Annotated in this window: 20 protein-coding genes and 1 tRNA gene; 9 read left to right on the forward strand and 12 right to left on the reverse strand. The window is 71.0% G+C overall.

The window, feature by feature from the left end; translation table 11 throughout:
* Positions 1–12: 12 nt before the first annotated feature.
* Positions 13–1,383: an efflux RND transporter periplasmic adaptor subunit gene (locus ACYQPG_RS02880; RefSeq protein WP_147941281.1), complete on the reverse strand. Its 1,371-nt coding sequence runs from the start codon at positions 1,381–1,383 to the stop codon at positions 13–15.
* Positions 1,384–1,619: 236 nt separating this feature from the next.
* Positions 1,620–2,063 (reverse strand): hypothetical protein, encoded by a 444-nt coding sequence (locus ACYQPG_RS02885; protein ID WP_246692930.1) that lies wholly within the window; start codon positions 2,061–2,063, stop codon positions 1,620–1,622.
* 15 nt (positions 2,064–2,078) lie between these two features.
* Between ACYQPG_RS02885 and ACYQPG_RS02890 the strand changes: the two genes are divergently transcribed.
* On the forward strand, positions 2,079–2,411 hold the full coding sequence (locus ACYQPG_RS02890; RefSeq protein WP_461230208.1) for a hypothetical protein: 333 nt from the start codon (positions 2,079–2,081) through the stop codon (positions 2,409–2,411).
* Positions 2,412–2,506: 95 nt separating this feature from the next.
* On the opposite strand, the gene ACYQPG_RS02895 is transcribed toward ACYQPG_RS02890, so the two are convergent.
* Positions 2,507–3,202, reverse strand: a complete 696-nt coding sequence (locus ACYQPG_RS02895; RefSeq protein ID WP_461230209.1) for a GIN domain-containing protein — start codon at positions 3,200–3,202, stop codon at positions 2,507–2,509.
* 665 nt (positions 3,203–3,867) lie between these two features.
* On the opposite strand from ACYQPG_RS02895, the gene ACYQPG_RS02900 reads away from it, so the two are divergent.
* A complete protein-coding gene (locus ACYQPG_RS02900) occupies positions 3,868–4,428 on the forward strand; it encodes a L,D-transpeptidase (protein ID WP_147854512.1) in 561 nt (186 codons plus the stop codon).
* A gap of 659 nt (positions 4,429–5,087) precedes the next feature.
* A complete protein-coding gene (locus ACYQPG_RS02905; RefSeq protein ID WP_419829890.1) occupies positions 5,088–6,275 on the forward strand; it encodes a hypothetical protein in 1,188 nt (395 codons plus the stop codon).
* On the opposite strand, the gene ACYQPG_RS02910 is transcribed toward ACYQPG_RS02905, so the two are convergent.
* The 3 genes from ACYQPG_RS02910 to ACYQPG_RS02920 all read right to left on the reverse strand — a co-directional run bounded on the left by ACYQPG_RS02910 (position 6,268) and on the right by ACYQPG_RS02920 (position 9,307).
* Positions 6,268–7,257 (reverse strand): helix-turn-helix domain-containing protein, encoded by a 990-nt coding sequence (locus ACYQPG_RS02910; protein ID WP_147910941.1) that lies wholly within the window; start codon positions 7,255–7,257, stop codon positions 6,268–6,270. The two genes, ACYQPG_RS02905 and ACYQPG_RS02910, sit on opposite strands and share 8 nt — an antisense overlap.
* A gap of 177 nt (positions 7,258–7,434) precedes the next feature.
* A complete protein-coding gene (locus tag ACYQPG_RS02915; protein ID WP_147910942.1) occupies positions 7,435–7,692 on the reverse strand; it encodes a hypothetical protein in 258 nt (85 codons plus the stop codon).
* Positions 7,693–7,897: 205 nt separating this feature from the next.
* Positions 7,898–9,307: an MFS transporter gene (locus tag ACYQPG_RS02920; protein WP_419829891.1), complete on the reverse strand. Its 1,410-nt coding sequence runs from the start codon at positions 9,305–9,307 to the stop codon at positions 7,898–7,900.
* Positions 9,308–9,498: 191 nt separating this feature from the next.
* On the opposite strand from ACYQPG_RS02920, the gene ACYQPG_RS02925 reads away from it, so the two are divergent.
* A complete protein-coding gene (locus ACYQPG_RS02925) occupies positions 9,499–10,935 on the forward strand; it encodes a diguanylate cyclase domain-containing protein (RefSeq protein WP_246692921.1) in 1,437 nt (478 codons plus the stop codon).
* 46 nt (positions 10,936–10,981) lie between these two features.
* Here ACYQPG_RS02925 and ACYQPG_RS02930 read toward each other — a convergent pair whose 3' ends face one another.
* Positions 10,982–11,965 (reverse strand): helix-turn-helix domain-containing protein, encoded by a 984-nt coding sequence (locus tag ACYQPG_RS02930; protein ID WP_461230210.1) that lies wholly within the window; start codon positions 11,963–11,965, stop codon positions 10,982–10,984.
* Positions 11,966–12,509: 544 nt separating this feature from the next.
* Here ACYQPG_RS02930 and ACYQPG_RS02935 point away from each other — a divergent pair.
* The 3 genes from ACYQPG_RS02935 to ACYQPG_RS02945 are packed head-to-tail and all read left to right on the forward strand — an operon-like array spanning position 12,510 to position 13,476.
* On the forward strand, positions 12,510–12,755 hold the full coding sequence (locus ACYQPG_RS02935) for a DUF6894 family protein (protein ID WP_147910725.1): 246 nt from the start codon (positions 12,510–12,512) through the stop codon (positions 12,753–12,755).
* Positions 12,756–12,793: 38 nt separating this feature from the next.
* On the forward strand, positions 12,794–13,255 hold the full coding sequence (locus tag ACYQPG_RS02940; protein ID WP_461230211.1) for a hypothetical protein: 462 nt from the start codon (positions 12,794–12,796) through the stop codon (positions 13,253–13,255).
* Entirely contained in the window at positions 13,252–13,476 is a 225-nt protein-coding gene (locus ACYQPG_RS02945; RefSeq protein ID WP_461230212.1) for a hypothetical protein, read from the forward strand. Before ACYQPG_RS02940 ends, ACYQPG_RS02945 begins: the two co-directional genes overlap by 4 nt.
* 313 nt (positions 13,477–13,789) lie before the next feature.
* Here the strand turns inward: ACYQPG_RS02945 and ACYQPG_RS02950 are convergent, their stop codons facing one another.
* Both ACYQPG_RS02950 and ACYQPG_RS02955 read right to left on the reverse strand, forming a co-directional pair.
* Positions 13,790–14,833 carry a MaoC family dehydratase gene (locus tag ACYQPG_RS02950; protein WP_147910727.1) on the reverse strand — a complete coding sequence of 348 codons (1,044 nt, stop codon included), beginning with the start codon at positions 14,831–14,833 and terminating at the stop codon, positions 13,790–13,792.
* Positions 14,834–14,845: 12 nt separating this feature from the next.
* Complete coding sequence (locus tag ACYQPG_RS02955) at positions 14,846–15,148, reverse strand: YggT family protein (protein ID WP_147853438.1); 303 nt, start codon at positions 15,146–15,148, stop codon at positions 14,846–14,848.
* Between the two features lie 122 nt (positions 15,149–15,270).
* On the opposite strand from ACYQPG_RS02955, the gene ACYQPG_RS02960 reads away from it, so the two are divergent.
* Both ACYQPG_RS02960 and ACYQPG_RS02965 read left to right on the forward strand, forming a co-directional pair.
* A tRNA-Ala gene (locus ACYQPG_RS02960) sits at positions 15,271–15,346 on the forward strand.
* Between the two features lie 498 nt (positions 15,347–15,844).
* A complete protein-coding gene (locus ACYQPG_RS02965; RefSeq protein ID WP_461230214.1) occupies positions 15,845–16,462 on the forward strand; it encodes a glutathione S-transferase family protein in 618 nt (205 codons plus the stop codon).
* A 164-nt stretch (positions 16,463–16,626) separates the two neighbouring features.
* On the opposite strand, the gene ACYQPG_RS02970 is transcribed toward ACYQPG_RS02965, so the two are convergent.
* The 3 genes from ACYQPG_RS02970 to ACYQPG_RS02980 are packed head-to-tail and all read right to left on the reverse strand — an operon-like array spanning position 16,627 to position 19,030.
* Positions 16,627–17,406: an amino acid ABC transporter ATP-binding protein gene (locus ACYQPG_RS02970; protein ID WP_147939744.1), complete on the reverse strand. Its 780-nt coding sequence runs from the start codon at positions 17,404–17,406 to the stop codon at positions 16,627–16,629.
* Between the two features lie 2 nt (positions 17,407–17,408).
* A complete protein-coding gene (locus ACYQPG_RS02975) occupies positions 17,409–18,284 on the reverse strand; it encodes an amino acid ABC transporter permease (RefSeq protein WP_419828663.1) in 876 nt (291 codons plus the stop codon).
* A complete protein-coding gene (locus ACYQPG_RS02980) occupies positions 18,281–19,030 on the reverse strand; it encodes an amino acid ABC transporter permease (protein ID WP_147907410.1) in 750 nt (249 codons plus the stop codon). The genes ACYQPG_RS02975 and ACYQPG_RS02980 overlap by 4 nt, the downstream gene beginning before the upstream one ends.
* Positions 19,031–19,067 lie beyond the last annotated feature (37 nt).

Below are 19,067 nucleotides of genomic sequence, written 5' to 3' on the forward strand. Positions count from 1 at the left end.
GGTCTCCCGGGCTCAGTGGCGGTTGACCGCGGCCGCGCGCGGGGCGACCTGCGCCTTATCCCCGGGCTTCTGGTCGCCAAGCTTCTGGTCGCCAAGCTTCTGGTCACTTGGCTTCTGGTCACTTGATTTCTGATCACTTGGCTTCTGGTCGCCGGCCGCGTCGGGGGCTTCGTCGGCGTCGTGCTTCGGGCTCTCCTCGCCGTGGAGCGGGGTCTGGTCCAGGGGCTTCACCTTCACGCCCGCGGTGATCTTCTGGACGCCGTCGACGATCACCCGCTCGCCGGCCTTGAGCCCGTCCCGGATCAGCCAGTTCTGCCCGACCACCGGCCCGACCTCGACCGGCTGGCGCATCACCGTGTCGTCGGCCCGGACCAGCCAGACCTCGGCGCGGCCGTCCTCGGTGCGCTGGATGGCCTGCTGGGGCACCGCGATGGCGTCGGAATCGATGCCCTGCTTGATCCGGGCGCGGACGTACATGCCCGGGAACAGCTCGTCGTGCGGGTTGGGGAACTGCACCCGCAGGGTCACCTGGCCGGTGCTCGGATCGGCGGTGACGTCCGAGAACAGCAGGCGGCCGGCCAGCGGGTAGAGGGAGTTGTCGTCCATGATCAGGTGGACGTTGGCGGTGTTGTCCTCCAGCCGGGCGAGCTCGCCGCTGGCCAGATCCCGGCGCAGGCGGTTCAGTTCGCCCACCGACTGGGTGATGTCGACGTAGATCGGGTCGAGCTGCTGGATCGTGGCGAGCGCTCCCGTCGAGCCCGGCTCGATCAGGGTTCCCTCGGTGAGCAGCGCCCGGCCGATCCGGCCGGTGATCGGCGCGCGCACGTCGGTCCAGCCCAGGTTGAGCTGCGCCCGGTCCCGGGCCGCCTTGGCGCCGGCGACCTCGGCTTCCGCCTGCTTCTTGCCCGCGAAGGCGGCGTCGTACTGCGCCTGGCTGGCGGTGGCCCGGGTCAGCAGGGTCTCGAGCCGGTCGGCCTGCTGCCGGGCCAGCACCAGGGCGGCCTCGTGGCGGGCCAGCACGGCCTCCGCGCTCGCCAGCTCGACCTCGAACGGGGCCGGGTCGATCTTGTAGAGGATGTCGCCTTCCTTGACCTGGCTGCCCTGCTCGAACAGGCGCTTGACCACGAGGCCGGAGACCCGCGACCGGACCTCGGCGATCCGCATCGGCGCCACCCGCCCGGGCAGGTCGCGCAGGTAGGGGATCGCCTGCGGGGTCACCGTGACGAAGCCGACCTCCGGCACCGGCGGCGTCGGCGCGGCCACCTGCCTCGGGTTGCAGGCCGCGAGGCCGAGCGCCAGCAGGGCGGACGCCCCCAGGACGGTCACGCGCGGCGTGGCGCGCCGGACGGGGGACGGGAATTGGGCGGACGAAGTGCGGGTCACGGGTTCCGACGCTCCTGGAATAACATGCGTCTGCAGAGGCCGGCGCGGCGCTGAAAGGGCCGCGCCTCGTCGAGGCGGATCGCGCATTCCCCCGAAAGGGGTTTTCCGGCTTCCGGACGGACGATGCTGCACGATCGAGAGTTTGGCCCGCCACGCCGGATCCGGGATCCGGCACGAGGGCCTCGCGCCGCTAGGGCGCAGATCGGGCGCCTGGCCGGCGGAACCGGCGGCGCGGATCAGGCCGCCCGGGGCGGCCGGTGCAGGGCTTCGTCCGGTCCGGACGCCGGCGCGACGGCCGGGGCATAACCGTAGGATGCGGCGGAGACGTGACGCGGCCGGGGCGCTTCCACGGGGCGGCGCGGGAGCCCGAGTTCGCCGACGACCTCGAGATCGGCCGGACACAGGTCGGTGCCGTCGAACAGCGCCCGGCGGGCCTCGGAGCCGGCCTTACGCGTCTCGATCTTGCGCGTCTCCACCCCGCGCGCATCCGACAGCACGGCCACGGCCTGGCTCGTCACCCAGCAGGCCGGGCCCGCCACGGGGGCGGCCCGGGCCGGCCGGGGCGCGGCCATCAGCGCAGCCGCCGCGACGACGAGCATCGCCAGCACGGCGAGGCTCCGGACGAGGCGGTCCGGCGGGCCCGCGACGCGGCGGGCCAGAAGGGCGACGGATCGGATCACGGTCTCGAGATAAGCATGGCCGTCCCCCGGCGCAATCACCCACGGCGTCGCGCCGGGCTGATGGCTTGCGGACGTGCAGGGCGCGCAGGCCACGTCACAGGGCTGTCGGTCGCGACGCTTTACACGGCGCGACGCGCCGAGCCCGCAATCCGGGATCTCGATCGCGTCGTGCGGCTCGACGAGGCGATGCCGGATGACGGCGACCCGATGCCGGCCGGCGCCGGGGGTACGGTCGTGCACGTCGCTCCGGGTATGCAGACCCGCATCGTGGAACTTGCCGAGGCCGACGGGGCGCGGGTGACCATCCCCGCCACGGCGGCGATTCCCGCCGACCGGCACCTCGGGTGACCACGCGGCGGCCGATCCCCGAGCATGTCGTCCGGGGCATCGCGCCCGGGACGATCGGCATAAACTTATTCGTCCATCCCAACGGACAGGTCGCGTCACTGAACCTGTATGACTTGGGCCCGGCCGTAAAATTGAATGTGAAGCTTGGCACCGTTCCCGTGAATTCTTAAGACTGCGCGCCCTGATATCGAAATGTCAGCGTCCTCGCGTGGCGCCACGTCGACCTCACCGCTCCCTGAGATACGGATCGTCGCGCGCTGCGTCTCAAGTCGGCCGAGATCCGCGCTTCCCCTGCCCGAGGCCCGAAGCCAGGTTTCTCTGACGTCGCCGTCCGCGGTGATCCGTCCGATGCCGTGCCTCGTGATTTTCAAGACATCCTGCCTGATGTTGTTCAGGTCGAGGTGCGCGGTGCCGTGGATGGTCCACTCCGCAACCGGGGGGCCGACGAGATGGACGACAAGGTCGGTGGGATAGCAGTCCTCGTAGTCTTTGCTATCCCATTCGAGCTGGCCATCGCGCAGGCGCACATGGCTCGCGAGATCTGCGTTGCCGGTCACTGTCGCTTCAGCTTTCGGACCCGGCCGATATTGAACCCGGGCCGGGATTCCGATGTCGATGGAGTCGCTTCCGCTCCACCCGAGGTCGACACTGGTGCGAGGGGCACTCGCGCTCGACTCCTTCATGGCGTCACACCAGGAGCGACGGCCATCGGTCCGCGCCGTCACGAAGGTCGGAGCAGCGATCGAGGAGCATACGACAAATAGAATCCGGGCGCAGGATGCGATTTTCATGAGACGGCCCCGCATCGCCCAGCCCCTATGTTGCACCCCGCCCGACCGAGAACGAATTGTCCGGGCCATTTTGACTTGATCGATGCGCCCTATAATCTTGCGTGATTCCTAGACCTCGTCAGGACACCATCAGACGCGGGCCTGTCACGTCCGTCAAGGTGGCATGAAATCGTTGGGCGCCCACCGCATACTCTTGACGAGACCCAGGCTGCGATGTGGGCCGAGGCGGCCGGAGATCTTTCGGAAAGGCGGCGGGATCCGCTCTCTGCGGAACGTTGCCCGCCGCGCTAAAATCCGCCGCCCCATCTGGGGACGCGACCCGCGATACGGAGACTTCTGCACGCCACGCGCGATGGCCGGGATCCCGACTTCGAGCCCCGACGGTGCAGCAGGCGTTTTGCGAAGGGCTCTTCGAGCGGCGCGTGGTTCTCGCGGGTGCAGGGTCCGTTCGCCAAACCCCAGCTCCACGCCGGGAGCAGAGTGTTGCGCCCACCACACATTCACGCCCGGAAATGCCCCCTCCCCCCGGTCGGCCTCAACCTCGCCGCGAAGTCCGGGCCGGTTCGCCCCAGGGATCGCGGCCCGGCCGCGACGGCCGACGCCGTCGGCAGAAACCGGCCAAGCGACCGGCCAAGCGACCGGCAAAAGTGAGAGGATGACAGACCATGTCGAGACGGATCGCGATGCTCGCGCTCGCAGGCGCCCTGCTGGGGAGCGCGCCCGCCTCCGCCGGCCCGATCGATAGCGGCCCGCTCGCGGATTTCCTGAACGTCTTCCGCAGCCAGGCGATCCCGCGCGAGACGATCGGCTGGAACAGCACCGAGAAGCCCGGCACCATCGTGATCTCCACCCGCCAGCGCCGGCTCTACTACATCCTCGGGAACAGCGAGGCGATCCGCTACGGCGTCGGCGTCGGCCGGCAGGGCTTCTCCTGGTCCGGCACCAAGACGGTGACGATGAAGAAGGAATGGCCGGCCTGGCGTCCGCCGCAGCAGATGCTGGCCCGCCGCCCGGACCTGCCGCGCTTCATGGCCGGCGGCCAGGACAACCCGCTGGGCGCCCGCGCCCTCTATCTCGGCTCGTCGCTCTACCGGATCCACGGCTCGAACGAGCCCGAGACGATGGGCGCCGCGGTGTCCTCGGGCTGCATCCGCATGACCAACAAGGACGTGGTCGATCTCTACGACCGGGTCCGGGTCGGCACCAAGGTGGTGGTGCGGGACTGACCGCGCCGCCGGTCGGCCCGGGCCGACAGCCGGGGTCCGGGATCCAGAGACGCCGACGTGTCAAGCTCTTGCACGCGCAGCATTTCTGGGTTCCGGGCCCGCCTGCTGCGCCCCGGAACGACGGCGCGGGTTATCGGCTATGGGGGACCAATCCTCGGGCGATGAATCGTCCAGCGCGTGTAATCCGTGGCCCTCATGGGTCGGGGATGGGGGTGGCGCCGGACGAGGCGCAGCGGCGCCCCCTGCCCCCTCGATCGATGCGTGAACGTCGTGGGCGCCCGGGACACGGAATGCGGGCCCCGGGCGCGGGCGCCGATTTCCGTTGTCGATTCGTCTCACGCCCGCCCGCGGCGCACCCCGCACGCCAGGGTATTGCGACCGCCGTGCGCACCGAACACCCAACCGAAAGCCCCGTTCCTCCACAGAGACCGGCCACCACTCTGTATTAGATTTACATGTCCAGTATTTACATTATCAATTAAGAACGTTCGATGCACTGCATTGACGGGCGCATAATCCCCATGCCTACTGGGCGACACGTCCAAGGTTCAGCTTAAAGTCGGCGTGGGCCGAGGCAGAAAGTCCGTTCGATGCTTCCGCCCGCGGCGACCGCGAACCCCAGACACCGCGAAGCCCGCGGCCGCCGCGAGCCGCCCGGCGTGGCCGGCCCGGACCGGCTGCGCCGGCGCGACCGCGGAGCACGCGCGGCGGGGCTGGTTGCGAAACCCGGGCGGGTGAAGCGGGCGGCCCTGCTGATCGCGGCGGCCCTGCTGGCCCCGGTCGGCGCGGTCGTTGTCGTCGGCACCGCCGCCCGGGCCGAGACGGTGGAGGATGCGGGCGCCGGCGGGCGGGCGGACGCTGCGCGCAAGCCAGCGAACCACCGGGCGGTGGCCGGGGTGCCGCTCGCCGCCGCGACCGCGATGGCCGCGCCGCCGCCCTCGTACTTCTCCTTCTCGGACACGGTGATCAGCTACCGGTTCCAGGGGCCCTCGGCGGAGCCCGGCCTCTCGGTGCGGCGGCCCGACGGGACGGCGAAGGGCCGGCTGGTGCCCCGCGAGGTGCCCAAGAACGTGGTCAACCTGTTCCACGCCAATTCCTGGGCCTACGGCACCAACCTGATCTCCCTCGACATCCTCCAGTCGGGCTCCCAGGACGCGGCGGGCGACAAGCTGGGCCAGAGGAAAAATTACGGCGCCACGGAGGTCTACCTGATCTACCGGGGCGTCCTGAGCCCGAACAAGATCTTCGACACCACCGCGTTCGCGATCCCGGGCCTGGTCAAGGATATCGGGCTGGCGTTCGGGGCCGACGTCAACACCAAGAACACGACGTTCGATTCCGAGAAGCGCGCCGGCACCTTCGGGCTCAACTTCGCCTTCGACGTGCCGGTCGGGTTCGTGAACCTGAAGGTCCAGGCCTACAAGGAATTCTCCCGCAACGGTTTCGCCGGGGACCCTCCGCGTCAGGAAAGCGGCATCCCGGCGATTCCGGGCTTCGATTATTCGCATTTCCGCAGCGTCGAGTTCAAGACGACGCCGGAATTCGAGCTGACCTACACGATCCCGCTGGCCTTCACCGGCCTGCCCCTGGCGCTGGCCGGGTTCAACACCATCGTGATGCCCAAGGGCCGCTACGGCGACGTCAACCAGTACCGGACCAAGACGGAGTTCGTCTCGCAGACCAACCTGGTGCTGGATATCGGGCAGCTGCTCGAGCACGCCCCCAACCGGGTCGAGGCGTTCGTCGGCTTCCAGTACTGGCACAACAAGTTCGGCGGCGATCCCCGGTCCACGATCAATACCGAGGAGAAGGCGCTGATCGCCGGCGTCGCCTATCACCTCAAGTAAGGGCGCCCGCAGCACCCATCCCGGGATCGCCCGTTCTGGCGCGCAGATCGCCGGGCGCGTGGTCGAAGCGGCGGCGGAAGGCACGGTTGAAGGTCGGCGCGTCGGTGAAGCCGCAGGCATACGCGATCGTGGCGATCTTCAGCCGGTCCTGACCCGGCGCGGTCAGGCGGCGGTGGGCGAGGTCGAGGCGCGCGTCGCGGATCGCCGCCGCGATGCCGTCGGTCCCCGCGAAGGCCCGGTACAGGTGGGCCCGGGACAGGCCGAGCGCCGCCTGGATCTCGGCCGGGCCAAGGCTCGGGTCGTGGAGCCGGCGCATGATGTGGGCGTGGGCGAGGGACACCACCGCCTCGCACGAGACCGGGGCGGCCGGGTTGCCGGGCTGGTCCCGGACGAGGGTGCGCAGCAGGTGCAGCACGCCTTCGAGCGCGACCTGCGCCTCGCCCTCGGTCATCCAGGCGGCCGACGCCGCGAACGTGCGGAACGCGGCCTTGAACGCCGCGTGCGCGGGGCGGTCGGCGATGCAGCGCCCCGCGAAGGCCTCGACGGTGCCGATCCAGGCCTCGAAGGTCGCGCGCGGCAGCGCCAGCCGGATCTCCGCGTAATCGCTCTGGGTGCCGGCCAGGAACGGCCGCTGGCGCGACAGGAAGCTGATGTCCCCGGCGCTCAGGCGCGCGCCGCGCAGGCCCTGCTCCTGGTATCCAATCCCGTCGAGGGCGAGGCCGATCACCATCGCGTCGGAGGGGTTCCGGCCGATATGGCGGGCCCCGACCGTCACACCGACCGGGCTGCTGACCGTATGGGTCAGGCCCCAATCCGCGCCCATGACGACGAGCCTCCGGGCCTGGAACGCCGCGCGGGGATGCATGCGGCCGACATCACCGTGCGGCGCCAGCGCGGTCGAGCACCAGAAGTCGAACGCCCGCTTGGGCTCGACATGACGGGTGGTCTCGATGGTGCTGGGGACGAGGGCCGGGAGGGACACGGGGCAAGCTCCGCTACGGACGGAACCGGCCGCCGCGCAGCGATTGCCGGCTGCATCGACAAAAGCAAGAGCTGAGCGACCCGGAAGACAACCAGGGGTAAACAGGCGGCCGGCGCGAGCGGCGTCCCGAAGGGCTGCTGCCGGCGTCCCGAGCGCCCCCCTGGGACGGCGAGCGCCCTACTGCCCGGTATAGGGCCGGGACGGCCCGCGCCGGAGGGGGCGCGTCCCGAGATCGACGCCGCGGGCGCCGGGTGGGACGCCGACCACGTCGCCGTCCCGGACGGCCTGGCGGAGGTTGTGGCGGGCGCCCCGCCCCTGCGTGCCGCCGGGCTGCGTGACCGCGGAATCGCCGGAGGGGGCCAGCACGGTCTGCGCCTGCGCCGAGCCCGCGAGGCCGATCAGCAGGAGGGCAGGCAGGATCCGTACGGAGGTCATGGCGGTCATCTTTCCCGGGCGACGGGGCCCGAAGGCGGTCCTGAATCCTTCCCGAGATAGGGTGCGGGCCGCCCTGCCGTTAGGGCGGAGCCGCGACAGGCGTCCCCGGCTTGCGCGGGACGACGATGCGTGATCGGGGACCGGCCGTCGGACCCGGAGGATCGGGCCGCCGGGCGGCGCCGCAGCCGCCCCGGCGCCGGGCGCCCTAGCGCGCCACCGGCCGTCCCGACCGGCCGCGCGGCCCGCGAAGCACCAGCACGCAGCTGGCGGCCAGGGTCGCGGTGATCACGGCGAACATGGCGTGGATCCCGTAGCCTTCGAGGATCGGCAGCAGGACGACCGGGGTCAGGGCTGCCGCGATCCGGCCGGTCGCCCAGGCGCAGGTGAGGGCCGAGGCCCGCAGGGCGGTCGACAGCAGCTCCGTCGCGTAGATGGCGAGGACGCCGCCGTAGATCGCGGCGGCGGTGTTGAACGCCAGGCCGACCAGGACCAGGACCGTGAAGGCCTCGGCGACGGCGAAGCTCGTGCCCAGGACCACCATCGCGACCGCCAGGACGACCAGGCAGGCGCGCCGCTCCAGGCGGTCGATCACCGTGGCGGTGAGCAGAGTTCCGAGCGGCGGCCCCAGCATCGACAGCCCGGCGAAGATCAGGGATTGATCGATCCGAAAGCCCTTGCCGATCATCACGACGGCGCTCAGCAGGGGAAAGCCCACCGTCGCCCAGGGGCTGAGCCCGTAGAGCGCGACGAACAGCACGGTCCGGCGCAGCTGCCGCGGCTCGGCCAGCAGCGCCCGCAGCCCCGCCCGCACCGGACCGGCCGCCGGCTCCGCGGCGGGCGCCCCGGCGGGTCCCTCCGGGGGCGCGAGGCCGGCCGCGTCCTCGAAGCGCCCGCAGGCCCGGTCGGCCGCCTCGGCCCGGCCGACCGAGGCGAGCCAGCGCGGGGATTCCGGCAGCAGGGCGAACAGGATGGTGCCGATCACGGCCAGCACCCCGCCCAGGATCAGCGCCCAGCGCCAGGGCGCGATCCCCAGCGGCGGGCTCGGGGCGAGGCCCTGGACCAGCAGGATCACCGCGGAGGCGCCCAGGAAGCCGATCCCGGCGCAGAGCATCAGCATCGCCCCGCGCCGCCGGGGCGGCATCACGTCGGCGAGATACGTCGCGGCCAGGGGCGGGAAGCCGCCGATCGCGAAGCCCGACACCACCCGGGCCCCGGTGAGCTGCGTGAGGCCCGAACTCGCCGCCGCGGCCAGCGACCCCACCGCCATCAGCGCGAGGGTGCCCTGGAGCGCCCGGCGGCGCCCGAACCGGTCGCCGACCAGGCCGAAGACCGGCGCCCCCACGGCGCCCCCGGCGAAGACCGAGGCCAGCAGCAGGGACAGGTCGCCCCGGGGCATGCTGTGGGGGGGCGCCAGGAAGATCGCCGCCAGGGCGTTACTGAGGGCGACCTCGGCCACGTCGGTGAACAGGCCGAGGGTGCACACCGCCAGGATCGCCAGATGGAGCCGCGTCAGCGGCAAGCCGTCGAGCCGCGCCGTGATCGCGGTCAGGGACCCGGGCGGATCGGATGGCGGGGCGCCGCGGGGGGCGGCAGGGCGTGCGGATGCGTCGTTCACCACAGGGGTCCCCGTTCGACCGACAGGCGATCGAGCCGGTGGGCGGTCCTGATAGCGGCGCGGGTTCCGGATTCAAAGTCCGATGCTGGCCGCGCCCGCGGTCGCCCCAACACGGAGACGTGATGGACTGCTTTAACGCTTCTCTAGGAATGAATACGTCTGATCGATCTATAGAAGCCTGAGCCGTGACGATGAGAACCGCCGCTGTTCTTGGTGCCGACACCGACGCACCGGATGGGCGGGCGATCCAGATCCTGAAGCTGTCGATGGCGGCGAGCGGACGGCTCCGGCAGCCGGTGCCGGGCGTTGCGATCGGCACGGCCACCTTCCTGGTCGCGCTCCTGCTGCGCTTCGCACTCCATCCCGTTCTGCCGCCGGGATTTCCGTTCTTCACGTTCTTCCCCGCGGTCATCCTGTCGACCTTCCTGTGCGGCGCGCGCGCCGGCACCGTCTGCGCGGTCCTGTCCGGCGTCGCGGCGTGGTACTTCTTCATCCCGCCCCTGGGCTCGTTCGTCCTCGACCGCACGGTCCTCACCGCGCTGGCCCTGTTCGCCCTCGTCGCCGGGATCGACATCCTCCTGATCGACGTGGTGCAGCGGGTGACCGCCGGGCTGATCGGCGCCGAGGCGGAGGCGCGGCACCTGCTCGCGCAGCAGCGCCGGCTCGTCGAGGATCTCCGGACGGAGACCGACAGCCGCGTGATGCACCAGACGCTCGCCGAGAAGTCCCTGCTGCTCGACCTCGCCCTGAAGGCCGCCCAGGCCGGGACGTGGCACTACCGGGTCGCCACCGGGCGGGTGCTCCTCTCGGCCGAGATGGCCCGGCAGCACGGGCTGGGCGAGGCCGAGATCGAGATCGACATCGCGCGGGACTGGCGGCCGCTGGTGCATCCCGACGATGCCGAGCGGACCCTGACCGCCCTCGACCGCGCCATCGCCACGCGCGGCACCTTCGAGACCGAGTTCCGCATCGGTCGCGCGAACGGCGAGACGCGCTGGGTCAGCGGAACCGGCCGGGTCGAGGTCGACGACCGGGGCGAGCCGGAATGGGTCGTCGGCCTGACCTTCGACATCACCGATCGCAAGCGCGCCGAGCAGCAGATCGCCCATCTCGCGCATCACGATCCCCTCACGGGGCTCGCCAACCGGACCCGGTTCCGGGAGCAGTTCCTCCGGGAGATCGCCCTGGTGAAGCGCGGCGGTGCCGGCTGCGCGCTGCTGTGCCTCGACCTCGACGGGTTCAAGGCCGTCAACGACACCCTCGGTCACGCCGCGGGCGACGCCGTGCTGCGCATCCTTGCGGACCGGATGCGGGCCATCGTGCGGATCGAGGACACGCTGGCGCGCCTGGGCGGCGACGAGTTCGTGGTCATCCAGACCGGCCTGGACCAGGCCGCCGACGCGGCCATCCTGGCCGAGCGCCTGACCCGGACCATCAGCGCCCCCTGCCGGATCGACGGCAGCGACGTGTCCGTGGGCGTCAGCATCGGCGTCGCCCTGATCCCGGCCGACGGGATCGAGCCCGACGCGATCTACCAGAGCGCCGACCGGGCCCTGTACCAGGCCAAGGCACAGGGCCGCGGCACCTACCGGTGGGCCGGGCGCCCGGACCGGGGCGCGCTTTCCTAGAGCGCTCACCGCCGACGTGGATACCGGTTCGGCGTAAGCGCGCGCGTCAGACCACGGCGTGAGAGCCGGCGGCCAGGAGGCGGTCCCCGAACCTGGGCGACCGGACATCACGCGCCGCGACCCCGAAGCGCCGACGGAACGCCCGGCTGAAGGCTGACGCATCGGTGAAGCCGCACCGGAGCATGATCGTCGCGATGCTGTCGTTCGCGTGCGCCGGGACGGAGAGGTAGCGGTGCGCGCGGTCCAGGCGCGCGTCGCGGATCGACGCCGCGACGCCGTCGCCGTCCGCGAAGGCGGTGTAGAGCCGGCTGCGGGACACGCACAGGCTTCGGCACAGGGCGTCCGAGCCGAATTCCGGATCGTGCAGGCGACGCTGGATGTGCACCGAGGCCAGGGACTTCAGCGCGTCGACCGAGATCGGATCCTCCGACACCCCCGTGAAACTGCGCAGCAGGTGCAGGCCCCCCTCGACCGCGATCCCGGCCTGGGCCTCGGACATCGTCGTGACCTGCCCGGCATAGGCCTGCATGTAGGACACGAAGAGGGTGTTGAGATGGCCCTTGCCGATCGTGTGCCCGGCGAAGGTCTCGGGCTCGCCGACATGGGCCCGGAACAGGGCCCGCGACGTGATCAGCCGGATCTCCTCGTAATCCTCGTAGCCGCCCGCGCGATAGGGACGGCTGGTGTCGACGATGCAGATGTCTCCGGGCACCATCCGGGCGCCGCGATTGCCCTGCTCGGCGTATCCGGTGCCCCGGACGAAAACCGCGATCGTCATGGCGTCGCGTCCGTCCCGCCGGATGTGCTGCGCCGGCCGGGCGATGTCGATGGTCCTGCTCTGCGTGTGCAGAAGGGTGCTGTGCGCGGTCTCGGCGACGAGGCGGCGGGCCGCGAAGGCGGGCGACCGGTCCAGCCCGCTGCTGACGACGCCGGTCATGGCCAGCGCGGTGTGGCGCCAGAACTCGAAGGCCCGCTCGGGTTCGACCTCGGCCGTGCTCTGGACGAGCGTTTTGACGGGGTCGGCGGACACGGGATGCTCACTCTACGGCCGGATACCCAGTCTCGGCCTCGGACCGGAAGGGAGAAGCCTATCTGTGGCGCAGAACGTCATTGTGTATGGCCCGAAGACTGTTGTTTTCGGGCCAAGCCCGGGCCGGCCGGCGGGCGGATCAGTGCGGCCCGGGGACGAGCCGCAACCGGTCGATCTTCCCGACGCGCGGACGGGATCGCGCGACCAGGTCGCCGAACACGTCCCGGGAGAACAGCCTCAGCAGGACGACGGAGAGGGTCAGCGAGATCGCGCTGGCCGCCAGGATGGGCGGTCGCTACTCCAAAAGCGGTATGCGCAGGCAGGCGTTGACGCGGGCCGCAGTCGCGGAATCGGCCGGTCGCGGGCCGGACCCCGGTGCGGGGCCTTCGAGCGCAGCCCTGGCGTCGGCCCCCGTAAGGCCGACTGCCCGATCCGCGGAAGGGCGGGATAACCTGCGACGGATCGTACCCGGACCTGTCCGTCCCGAAAAGGAACATATATAGAACATCCAACCACCGCCGCGCAGGATGAGGCAGGAGCCCCGATGGCCCGATACCGGTTCCACTGCACCAATGGCCTGGAATGCGTCTTCGACGCCCGCGGCGCGGAGATCCGCGCGGCCGGGCGCCTCACCGTGCGGGCCCGCCGGGTCGCCGCCGACGTGATGCGGTCGTTGTCCGACGAGACCGACTGGTCGGACTGGCAGGTGAGCGTGCACGACCTCACCGGCCGGCGCGTCCTGGTGCAGCCGTTCCGGCAGCCGATGGCGGAGCGGCCCCTCGCGGCCTGATCGGTTTCGCGTGCCGAGCGGTGGGCTACCATGCCGGCATGATTCGATCCGCCGGTCCCCGTCCGCGCCGATTCGCGGCCTGCCTCGTCCTCGGGGGCGCCCTGTTTCCGGCCGGCCCCGCCGCCGCCCAGGCGCTTCCGCCCCGGGCAGCGATGAGCCAAGCGGTGCTGTCCCAAGCGGTGCTGTCCCAAGCGGTGCCGCCCACCGTGGGCTTCGCGCCGGTGCCGTCCTTCGCCCTGGATCCGGCCGCGGATGCGGCGGGCCGCTGGACCGGCTCCTACGCCCGCCTGTCCACCGGCTACGCGGTCAGCACGTCCCGCCATCTCGGCAGCTACGCGGGGCCGACCTTCGGCTTCGAGGGCGGCCGGACGTGGCAGGCGGGGCCGATCCTCTATGGGATCGGCGGCGGCCTGGATTACCTTGCCGGCCTCGACGGCGCCCTCACCCCGGCTTCGGGCGCCTCGCCTACGGCCGCGACCTGGCCGGCGCGCTGGAGGTGACGGTCGGGACGCTGCTGAGCCCGGACGTGCTGGTCTACGCCAAGGCGGGGGCCGGCGCGGTGCACGACACCCTGCGGGTCGGGCCGACCCCGTTCACCCCGCCCCTCACCCGGGAGGGCATCGCGCTCCTGCCGAACGCCCGGGTCGGGGTCACGTGGGCGGTCACGGACCGCCTCTCCGTGGCGGTCGAGGCCGGCGTCGCCCGCAACGGCCTGCGCTGAGTTTTTTTGGTTTCGGCTCGATCCAGCGTGCGGCGGAGCGAATTCCGGTCAGCACCGACCCTGCGCTTGCCACCAGCGTCGCCATCGGCAGCAGAGACCGGCACCCGCGGGCCCCCAGCCCCGCAGAGCCTACGGCGTTCCCGCATCGGCCGTCATGGGGCGTGGCATCCCCCCGCCCGTGCCGGAGAGGGTTGGGGTGAGGGATGCGCCCGATCGGGAGAACCCGGGTCCTCCGGAGATGTGCGAAGCCCGACAGCCCCGGACGAAGGCGGGAAAGCGCGCCCGCTGTGCGGACCGCGCGCCCCGTGGAGCCCTATTTCGGCACGAACGCCCAGTAATCCAGGTCGAGGATCACGGCCGGGTCGTAGCCCTCGCCGGTGCGGTCCGGGAAGGCGCCGCAGGGCTGGTTCTTGGTGGCGACCGTGCGCAGGCGCAGGAGCCCGACATCGTCGCGCCCGACATCGGCCGCGGCCAGGACCTCGCTCCAGGCATAGACCGTGTCGCCGGCAAACAGCGGCGCCACGTGGCGGCCGGCATTGATGCCGGCGAGCGCGAATGCGTTGCCCAGGCCGTTGAAGCTGAGCGCCCGGGCCAGCGAGATCACGTGCCCGCCATAGATCAGCCGGCGGCCGAACCGGGTGTCCTTGGCGGCCAGGCCGTCAAAATGGACCTTGGCGGTGTTCTGGAACAGGCGCGTGGCGATCTGGTGCTCGGCCTCCTCGACGGTCATGCCGTCGACATGGTCGATCTTCTCCCCGACCGCGTAGTCGCCGAAGCGGTGCGGGCTGCCGGCGAGCTCCGAATCGTAGGCGGCGGCCGAGAGCTTCGGCAGGGCGCCCGCGAGATCCTGCGGGTCGACCACCTTGGCCAGGCTCGGCACGTGCTCCTCGGCGATGGCGGCCTCCGGGTCGCGCTTGCGCACCAGGACCCAGCGGCAATAGCTCAGCACGGTCTCGCCGGCCTCGTCGGAGCCCACCGAGCGCACGTAGACCACGCCGGTCTGCCGGTTCGAGCTCTCCTTGAGGCCGATCACCTCAGAGACGGTCGACACGGTCTCGCCCGGATAGACCGGCCGGCGGAACCCGCCCTCCGCGTAGCCGAGATTGGCCAGCGCGTTGAGGGAGACGTCCGGCACGGTCTTGCCGAACACCATGTGGAAGGTCAGCAGGTCGTCGAGCGGGCTCTTCGGGTAGCCGAAGGCGCGGGCGAAGGCGTCCGACGATTGTACGGCGAAGCGCGGGCCGTAGAGGCCGGTGTAGAGCGCCACGTCGCCCACCGTGATGGTGCGGGGCGTGGCGTGGCGGATGGTCTCACCGAGGCGGAAATCCTCGAAGAACCGGCCGGGGTTGGTTTTCACGGTCACTCGATCCTACTGCGCGTACATGTAAGCCTGGGGCACGGCATACTCGTGCAGAAGCTTGCTGATGAACAGCAGCAGCAGGATCAGGATGATCGGCGAGATGTCGACGCCGCCGAGATTGGGCAGCAGGTTGCGGATCGGCCGCAGCACCGGCTCGGTGATCCGGTAGAGCACCTCGCCGATCTGGGCGACGATCGGGTTGCGGACGTTCACCACGTTGAACGCCACCAGCCAGCTCAGGACCGCGCTGGCGATGAGGACGTAGATGAAGAGCTGGACGACCGTGTCGAAGAGCCAGATCAGGGCGTTCATGCGGGTCCGCGCGTATCCTAGGGGCGCCCGCGCGGCGTCACCGGGAGCGGTGTGCGGCGGGCGGCGGTGAAACAGGAATTGACAGGCTGAGCCGCCCGCGCCTACAAGGCCGGCGCCTCGACGGGGCTGTAGCTCAGATGGGAGAGCGCCGCAATCGCACTGCGGAGGTCAGGGGTTCGATTCCCCTCAGCTCCACCAGGCCTTCCTGGTGGTTATCGAGTGTCCTACTGGCTGCGGCGATAACGCTGCTGAGCCAGGGACTTAGCGGAGGCCCGCAGGGCCACTCGCCACCGTCCTGATCGGTTTGCCGGCACGCTTCGGGCGCGAACACGCCCTCGCTCCGGGCGTTGCGCCGACGTTTCCTCCCCTGCCCGGCTGCCGCATCCTCCGTGCCCGGTTCCTGTCCCGTCCGAGACGCGCGGCGTGAAATCGCGTCCCGTTGCGGTTTCACGCCGCGCGTGATGCGGATCGGCGGACGGCGGCAGCCAGCGCGTCCTCGATCGACGGCCTTCGCCGACGGCCCCGCCGTCGTGTCCGTGCCCGGCGCCGCGGCGCCGGCTTGGTCGCGGATGTCCCGATGCCCTCGCGCGGCGGCTTGATCGCGGCGCTTCCGGTCAGCACGATGCTGCGGTCCGGTCCGGTCGCGCACGGGCAACCGCACACCGTTCACGACCGCCCGCATGGCGAGGCCCCACGATGATCGAGCTGTATGCCTGGAACACGCCCAACGGACGCAAGATCAGCGTCGCCCTGGAGGAGATGAGCCTGCCCTATCGGGTCCGGACCGTCGACATCACGCAGGGCGAGCAGTTCGATCCGGCCTTCCTGGCGATCAGCCCGAACAACCGGATCCCCGCGATCGTCGATCCGGACGGGCCCGGCGGTTCGATCTCGGTGTTCGAATCGGGCGCGATCCTGCTCTACCTCGCCGAGAAGTCGGGCCGGTTCCTGCCGGCCGATCCGCGCCGGCGCATGGCCGTGCTGGAATGGCTGATGTGGCAGATGGGCGGGTTCGGACCGATGCCGGGGCAGGTCCACCATTTCCTCGGCGTCGCCGAGCAGGACCGGGCCTATGGATTGGAGCGCTATCTCAAGGAGACCCGCCGGCTCTACGGGGTGCTGGACCGGCGCCTGGCGGCGGCGGAGTTCGTCGCCGGCGCGCTGTCGATCGCGGATTTCGCCATTCTGGGCTGGGCGTGGCGGCACGAGCGCCATCAGGTCGACCTATCCGACTACCCGCAGGTGCGGCGCTGGTACGATACGATGATGGCCCGGCCGGCGGTGCGGCGCGGCTTCGACGTCGCCTTGAGCTGAGAGCGCGGGCGACGCGGGGGGCACCTTCGAAACGCGCGACGGCGCCGGGCGCGTCATGCGGCCGACGCGGCCCCACCGTCTCGCCCGTCCTGCGCGACCGAATGGCGGCAGGCCGGCCCTGCGTCCGCCCGCGCCCCAGCCGCTCGCCCCCCCCCCCCGGCCCGTCAGAGCACCTGCGAGAGGAACCGGCGGGTGCGCGCGTCCTGCGCGGAGGCGAAGAAGGTCGCCGGCGGCCCGTGCTCGACGATGACGCCGCGGTCGGTGAAGTAGATGTGGTCGGCGACGTCCCGGGCGAAGTTCATCTCGTGCGTGACCAGCATGCAGGTCATGCCCTCCTCGGCCAGCTCGCGGATCGTGACCAGCACCTCCTTGACCGTCTCGGGGTCCAGGGCGGCCGTGACCTCGTCGAACAGCATCACGTCGGGCCGCATCGCCAGCGAGCGGGCGATGGCCACGCGCTGCTGCTGACCGCCGGAGAGCTCGCCCGGATACGCCGCCTCCTTGCCGGCCAGCCGGACCTTGGCGAGCAGGGCGCGGGCCCGGGCCTCGACCTCGCGCCTTTCCTGCCCGAGGACGTGGATCGGCGCCATCATCACGTTCTGCAGCGCGGTCTTGTGCGGGAACAGGTTGTACTGCTGGAACACCATCCCGACCTTGCGGCGCAAGGCCAGCTTGTCGAGCCGCGGATCGGTGACCTCGATCCCCTCGACCCGGATCGAGCCCGCGGTGACCGGCACCAGCGCGTTGATGCAGCGGATCAGCGTCGACTTGCCCGAGCCCGAGGGCCCGATGATGCAGACCACCTCGCCCTTGCGCACGTCGAAGCTGATCCCCTTCAGGACCTCGAAGGTCCCGAAGGACTTGTGCACGTCGACGACGCGGACGATCGGCTGGTCGGGTGTCCAGGCCGGGGACGGGCTGCTGGCGACGGTCGCTTGCATCATGCTCAACGGGTCTCGAAGCGGCGTTCCAAGTGGGCGGTCAACCGGTCGATCGGGTAGCAGTAGAGGAAGAAGCAGAGCAGGGCGAAGCCGTAGAGCGGGGCGAACAGCTCGGGCCGTCCGCCCTCGGCGGCGTGCACCTGCGCGGTCAGCGTCAGCATCTCGGTGACCCCGACGATCGACGCCTGCACGGTGGCCATCGCGATCAGCGCGTAGACGTTCATCCAGGGCGGCAGCATGCGCTTCGCGCATTGCGGCAGGATGATCCGCCACAGGGTCTGCCGCCGGGTGAAGGCCAGGGATTCGGCGGCCTCCCACTGCGTGTTCGGCACCGAGCGCACCGCGCCGCGGACGATCTCGGCGACGTTGGCCATCACGGGCAGGCTGAAGCCGAAGGTCGCCTTCACCCAGTCGGGCAGCGGCACCCGGATCCCGAACACCGTGACCTGGAACGGGACCAGGAACATCACGAAGAACAGCAGCACCAGCCAGGGCACGTTGCGGAACACCTGCGTGGCCGACCACGCAATGCGCGGCAGCACCCGGCCCTCGCCCAGCATGGCCAGGCCGAGCCCGAGGCCCGCCGCCGTGCCGATCGCCATCGCCATCAGCGAGATCGCGACGTTGAAGGCGAAGCCCGTGAGCAGGAGCGGCGCCCACTTGATCACCACCTCCAGCGGGGACAGGGCGGCGGCCCCGCCCTGCGCCCAGGCCGGGAGGGCGACGATGGAGAGGCCGCACAGCAGCCAGCCGTGGATGGGGCGCAGGCGCGCCGCCGGGCGGCCCCGGGCGGGCGCGAACGGCAGCAGGACCGGCAGGTCCGTCGGACGACCCGCCGGGCGGCCGTCGTCGCGCCGGCCGGTCCGGTCCGGAGCGCTCATCGGCCGTATCCGGGGATGCGCAGGGCGCGCTCCCAGCGGTGCATGATCCACACGAGCAATCCGACGAGGACCGCGTAGGTCGCGAGCAGCACCAGCATCATCTCCAGGACGTTCTGCGACTCGGACCAGATCTGCTTGACCGCGTAGAGCGTCTCGGGGACCGCGATGGCGTAGGCGAGCGTCGTGGTCTTGAGCAGGTTGATCAGGTTGTTGTTGAGCGCCGGCAGGCAGACCCGGAGCGCGAGCGGCAGGACGACGTGGCGATAGGCCTTCAACCGGGTGTAGCCCAGCGCCTCGGCGGCCTCGACGGTGGTCTTGGGCACCGCCTCGATGCCGGAGCGGAAGATCTCGACGTTGAACGCGCCGGCAAACAGCGAGAGCGAGACGATCGCCCATTGCACGTTGTCGAGGATGGGAACGCGCAGGCCGTCCGCCGAGCGCACGGCCGGCAGGAGCGTGCCGAGGCCGAAGTAGAAGAAGAAGATCTGCACCAGCGGCGGCGTGTTGCGGAACACCACGACGAAGCCGTTGACCAGCCCCCGCAGCAGGCGCGAGGGCCCGCTCTGCAGCAGCGCCCCGACCGCGCCGATCACCAGGCTGGCCAGGATCGTGCTGATGCCGAGCAGCAGCGTCATCCGCAGCCCGGCGACGTAGCGGTTCCAGTCATACGGGTCGTAGAAGACCGTAAAATTGAAGCCCGTGGTCTCGTAGAGACCCTGGAACCAGGCCTGGATCGCCTCGATCATCGCGGCCGATCACCTGGGCTCGCTGCACGGGCGCGCA

Source organism: Methylobacterium sp. CM6246 (assembly GCF_054818005.1).